Source organism: Citrobacter cronae, from assembly GCF_016893685.1.
Lineage (GTDB): Bacteria > Pseudomonadota > Gammaproteobacteria > Enterobacterales > Enterobacteriaceae > Citrobacter > Citrobacter werkmanii.
Window position 1 is genome coordinate 4278344 of record NZ_CP069763.1, and the last position, 4548, is coordinate 4282891.

General features: G+C 53.4%; 6 protein-coding genes. 5 read left to right on the plus strand and 1 reads right to left on the minus strand.

What is annotated here, in order from left to right; genetic code table 11:
- Positions 1–63: 63 nt before the first annotated feature.
- From fliS to amyA, 3 genes are all read left to right on the plus strand, one after another.
- The gene (gene fliS / locus JSN25_RS18635; RefSeq protein WP_085048008.1) at positions 64–471 is read left to right on the plus strand and encodes a flagellar export chaperone FliS; all 408 of its coding nucleotides are present in this window, start codon (positions 64–66) and stop codon (positions 469–471) included.
- Positions 471–842 (plus strand): flagella biosynthesis regulatory protein FliT, encoded by a 372-nt coding sequence (gene fliT / locus JSN25_RS18640; RefSeq protein ID WP_003030458.1) that lies wholly within the window; start codon positions 471–473, stop codon positions 840–842. Before fliS ends, fliT begins: the two co-directional genes overlap by 1 nt.
- Positions 843–910: 68 nt before the next feature.
- Positions 911–2398 carry an alpha-amylase gene (amyA, locus tag JSN25_RS18645; protein ID WP_204525232.1) on the plus strand — a complete coding sequence of 496 codons (1488 nt, stop codon included), beginning with the start codon at positions 911–913 and terminating at the stop codon, positions 2396–2398.
- Positions 2399–2438: 40 nt separating this feature from the next.
- On the opposite strand, the gene yedD is transcribed toward amyA, so the two are convergent.
- The gene (yedD, locus tag JSN25_RS18650; RefSeq protein WP_110497599.1) at positions 2439–2852 is read right to left on the minus strand and encodes a lipoprotein YedD; all 414 of its coding nucleotides are present in this window, start codon (positions 2850–2852) and stop codon (positions 2439–2441) included.
- A gap of 164 nt (positions 2853–3016) precedes the next feature.
- Between yedD and yedE the strand changes: the two genes are divergently transcribed.
- Together yedE and yedF are read left to right on the plus strand one after the other, a co-directional pair.
- Positions 3017–4243: a selenium metabolism membrane protein YedE/FdhT gene (gene yedE / locus JSN25_RS18655; RefSeq protein WP_420921586.1), complete on the plus strand. Its 1227-nt coding sequence runs from the start codon at positions 3017–3019 to the stop codon at positions 4241–4243.
- Positions 4240–4473 (plus strand): sulfurtransferase-like selenium metabolism protein YedF, encoded by a 234-nt coding sequence (gene yedF / locus JSN25_RS18660; protein WP_000790504.1) that lies wholly within the window; start codon positions 4240–4242, stop codon positions 4471–4473. The genes yedE and yedF overlap by 4 nt, the downstream gene beginning before the upstream one ends.
- Positions 4474–4548 lie beyond the last annotated feature (75 nt).

Here is a 4548-nt window from a genome sequence, read left to right on the forward strand (position 1 = left end):
ACCAGTACCTACCTGGGCCAACAATTTACAGCGATGAATAAATCCTGATAACACGAGGTAAGCATGTATACCGCGAGCGGTACCAAAGCCTATGCACAGGTCAGTGTGGAAAGCGCCGTAATGAGCGCCAGCCCGCATCAGCTGATCGAAATGTTGTTTGATGGCGCGAACAGCGCCCTGGTGCGCGCTCGCCTGTTTATGCAACAGGGTGATATCGTCGCCAAAGGCGAGGCGTTAAGTAAAGCCATTAATATTATCGACAATGGTCTGAAAGCAGGTCTGGATCAGGAAAATGGCGGTGAAATCGCCACCAACCTGTCTGCGCTGTATGACTATATGATTCGTCGTTTACTGCAAGCCAACTTGCGTAATGATTGTCAGGCTATTGAAGAAGTCGAAGGGTTGCTCGGCAACATTGCGGAAGCCTGGAAACAGATCTCACCGAAAGCGTCGTCCCAGGAGTCTCGTTAATGACCTCAGCCGTGGAGTTTATCAACCGTTGGCAGCGCATCGCGCTACTCAGTCACTCGCTGCTGGAACTGGCGCAGCGGGGTGAATGGGACCTTTTACTGGAACAGGAAGTTACCTATCTGCAAAGTATTGAAGTGGTCATGGAAGAGCAAACTCCACCTGGCATTACACGAAGTATTCAGGACTTAGTGGCCGGGTATATTAAACAGACGCTGGATAACGAACAGTTACTCAAAACACTGTTACAACAGCGGCTGGATGAACTCAGCAATCTTATCGGCCAGTCGACGCGCCAGAAGACGCTCAATAACGCCTATGGCCGTCTTTCCGGCATGCTGTTAGTACCCGACGCCCCCACCGCCCCGCAATAATTTTCTGTTAAATCTGAATAATCTTCCATACTCCAGAGGTCGGCCAAACGACTTCTGGAGCACGGAAGATGAAAAATCCCACGTTATTGCAGTATTTTCACTGGTATTACCCCGATGGGGGTCAACTCTGGCCCGAGCTTGCCGAACGCGCAGGCGGACTCAATGATATCGGCATCAATATGGTATGGCTGCCCCCCGCCTATAAAGGCGCATCAGGTGGTTATTCCGTTGGCTACGACTCGTACGATCTGTTTGACCTGGGCGAGTTTGACCAGAGGGGAACCATCCCCACCAAATATGGCGATAAAAACCAGCTGCTGGCGGCAATTGACGCGCTGAAACACAACGACATCGCCGTACTGCTCGACGTGGTGGTTAACCACAAAATGGGCGCGGATGAAAAAGAGAGTATTCGTGTCCAGCGGGTTAACGCCGACGATCGCACGCAAATAGACGATGAAATCATCGAATGTGAGGCCTGGACGCGCTATACCTTCCCCGCCCGCGCAGGCCAGTATTCACAATTCATTTGGGACTATAAATGCTTCAGCGGCATTGACCATATCGAGAACCCCACCGAAGACGGCATTTTCAAAATCGTTAACGATTACACCGGTGAAGGCTGGAACGATCAGGTGGATGATGAACTGGGTAATTTTGATTATCTGATGGGCGAGAACATCGATTTTCGAAATCACGCCGTGACCGAGGAGATAAAATACTGGGCGCGCTGGGTGATGGAGCAAACCCAGTGTGACGGTTTTCGTTTAGATGCGGTGAAACATATTCCGGCATGGTTTTATAAAGAGTGGATTGAACACGTACAGGAGGTCGCGCCCAAGCCATTGTTTATTGTCGCGGAATACTGGTCCCACGAGGTCGACAAACTGCAAACCTATATTAACCAGGTGGAGGGGAAAACCATGCTGTTCGACGCCCCTTTGCAGATGAAATTCCACGAAGCCTCCCGTCAGGGCCGCGATTACGACATGAGCCAAATCTTCACGGACACGTTAGTCGAGGCCGATCCGTTTCATGCCGTCACGTTGGTTGCCAATCACGATACTCAGCCGTTGCAGGCGCTGGAAGCCCCTGTCGAGTCATGGTTTAAGCCGCTGGCCTATGCGCTGATCCTGCTACGGGAAAACGGCGTACCGTCGGTGTTTTATCCTGACCTCTACGGGGCGCATTACGAAGACACCGGCGGCGATGGCGAAACCTATTCTATCGACATGCCGATCATCGAACAGCTTCCCGAACTGATCCTCGCGCGCCAGCGCTTCGCCCACGGCGTACAGACGCTCTTTTTTGATCACCCTAACTGTATCGCCTTTAGCCGCAGCGGAACGGACGAAGATCCCGGCTGCGTGGTGGTGCTGTCTAACGGTGACGATGGGGAAAAGTCCATCAATCTCGGCGCGAATTACGGTAATAAAACCTGGCGTGATTATCTGGGAAATCGCGAAGAAAGCGTGGTCACCGATGAAAACGGGGAAGCGACGTTTTTCTGCAACGGCGGTAGCGTCAGCGTGTGGGTGATTGAAGACGTGTTGTAATACTCAACCCCGGTGGCCGCTGGCTACCGGGGCGTGCTGTTTATGGCAGCGGTGTGGGCAGCGGCGTTTTCGTTAACGCGTCAGCGCACTCCTGCGTCGGGCGATCCACCCGTTGTAGCGTCATGCCATCATACTCCAGCGTATTGCCTTCGCGCTCAATCTCATACAGCTCGCGTTTCACGGTCACGTTGGTGAGATCGCCGGAAATCATCGTCAGTTTCCCCGGCAGGGCAATGACCCGCTGCCACTGGCGACAATCCAGCGTATCGCCTTCTTTCGTCACCACCAGGCTGGCAATGGCTTCCGGGCTGACCAGGCTGCGTTGCGGACCTTTTGACTGCCAGTAGCCTTCCAGACCGGCTGGCGCGGGCGTTTTCACCACGTCGTTATAATTCTCTACTTCGGCGCATCCGCTCAGCGCCAGAAATACCCCAACGATTGCTAATTTTTTCATCATTCATCCTGCATGCGAAGAAAATGGGATTGTGGCATTAAAGGTCTGATGCCGCCAGCCTTTCGGTAGCATTGAGAAATATTGATCCAGACAGTGTTACCTCTTATTACTCATAGTCAAAAATTCTGATCGGTGTAGTATCCACACTTCTTGTTACATACCTTCTGAGTTCAGAGGCAAAACGCATGTCATGGCAACACTTCAAACAGGCCTGGTTAATTAAATTTTGGGCCCCTGCCCCTGCGGTCATCGCAGCGGGTATTCTCTCTACTTACTACTTCGGCATCACCGGAACCTTCTGGGCCGTTACCGGCGAATTCACCCGTTGGGGCGGTCAAATCCTGCAATTATTTGGCGTTCACGCCGAAGAGTGGGGATACTACAAGCTGATCCATCTTGAAGGCTCTCCCCTGACCCGTATCGACGGAATGATGATACTCGGTATGTTCGGCGGCTGTTTTGCTGCCGCACTCTGGGCCAACAACGTCAAACTCCGCATGCCGCGCAGTCGGATACGCATTATGCAGGCGATAGTCGGCGGGATGATTGCCGGATTCGGCGCCCGTCTGGCGATGGGGTGTAACCTGGCCGCGTTCTTTACCGGTATTCCGCAGTTCTCACTACACGCCTGGTTTTTTGCGCTGGCAACAGCCATTGGTTCATGGTTTGGCGCACGCTTTACCCTGCTGCCGATGTTCCGTATTCCGGTCAAAATGCAGAAAGTCTCCGCCGCTTCCCCGCTGACGCAAAAACCGGATCAGGCGCGTCGTCGTTTTCGCCTCGGGATGCTGGTGTTTATCGGCATGATCGGCTGGGCGTTACTCACTGCGATGGATAAACCTAAGCTCGGCCTGGCGATGCTGTTCGGCGTCGGGTTCGGTCTGCTGATTGAACGGGCGCAGATCTGCTTCACTTCAGCCTTCCGCGACCTGTGGATTTCTGGTCGCACCCATATGGCAAAAGCGATCATCTTCGGGATGGCGGTCAGCGCCATCGGTATCTTTAGCTACGTGCAACTGGGCGTCGAGCCGAAGATTATGTGGGCGGGTCCGAATGCAGTGATTGGCGGCTTGCTGTTCGGCTTCGGTATTGTTTTAGCGGGCGGGTGTGAAACCGGCTGGATGTACCGCGCGGTTGAAGGCCAGGTGCATTACTGGTGGGTTGGTCTGGGCAACGTTATTGGCTCAACCATTCTGGCTTACTACTGGGATGATTTTGCGCCTGCTCTGGCCACCAACTGGGATAAGGTGAATCTGCTCAACACCTTTGGTCCGCTGGGTGGCCTGCTGGTGACCTATCTGCTGTTATTTACCGCGCTGATGCTCATCATCGGCTGGGAAAAGCGTTTCTTCCGCCGTGCCGGGCTGACGCCAGCCAAGGAGTCTGTATGAAAAATATCGTGCCTGATTATCGCCTCGATATGGTCGGCGAGCCGTGTCCGTATCCGGCAGTTGCCACGCTGGAGGCGATGCCGCAATTGAAGAAAGGTGAAATTCTGGAAGTGGTGAGCGACTGCCCGCAGTCAATCAATAATATTCCACTGGATGCGCGCAATCACGGCTATACGGTGCTGGATATTCAGCAGGATGGCCCAACGATTCGCTATTTGATTCAAAAGTAAGTGTTTGCCGGATGGCGCTGCGCTCATCCGGCCTACATTATCTGCACGTTGTCCCTACACCTGCATCGACATCAT

What these genes read in the sequence shown, in the direction of transcription:
- fliS (WP_085048008.1), top strand. Translation starts at nt 64, where the DNA reads ATGTATACCGCGAGCGGTACCAAAGCCTATGCACAGGTCAGTGTGGAA.
- fliT (WP_003030458.1), top strand. Translation starts at nt 471, where the DNA reads ATGACCTCAGCCGTGGAGTTTATCAACCGTTGGCAGCGCATCGCGCTA.
- amyA (WP_204525232.1), top strand. Translation starts at nt 911, where the DNA reads ATGAAAAATCCCACGTTATTGCAGTATTTTCACTGGTATTACCCCGAT.
- yedD (WP_110497599.1), bottom strand. Translation starts at nt 2,852, where the DNA reads ATGAAAAAATTAGCAATCGTTGGGGTATTTCTGGCGCTGAGCGGATGC.
- yedF (WP_000790504.1), top strand. Translation starts at nt 4,240, where the DNA reads ATGAAAAATATCGTGCCTGATTATCGCCTCGATATGGTCGGCGAGCCG.